Genomic DNA, 294 nt, shown 5'->3' with positions numbered 1-294 from the left:
TTGATGAACCGGGGTTATGAGATGAGGGATGCTTACAACTACTGCATCATCGGCTGCATCGAACCGGGGGCTCCGGGGCTTTTGGGCGGACGTACCGGGGGCGCGTGGCTGAACTGTACGAAGGCGCTGGAGATGTCGCTCTATAACGGGAGAGACCCCCGCACCGGAATTTGTCTGCATGAAAATACCAACGGCAGGACGCTTGCCACGTTTGAGAGCTATCAGGAAGCGGAGGACGCGTTCATAGACCAGATGAAGTACTACATTAAGATGGAAGCGATCCTGGAAAACACC

At 55.1% G+C, this 294-nt stretch carries 1 protein-coding gene; it reads left to right on the top strand.

The window, feature by feature from the left end; translation table 11 throughout:
• Nucleotides 1–294 (top strand): pyruvate formate lyase family protein (locus KTH90_RS24780; RefSeq protein WP_275061503.1); only part of this gene is annotated, 294 nt, incomplete at both ends.

It is taken from the genome of Diplocloster modestus (assembly GCF_019042245.1).
Taxonomy (GTDB): domain Bacteria; phylum Bacillota; class Clostridia; order Lachnospirales; family Lachnospiraceae; genus Diplocloster; species Diplocloster modestus.
This window is presented reverse-complemented; position numbering and strand designations above follow the sequence as displayed.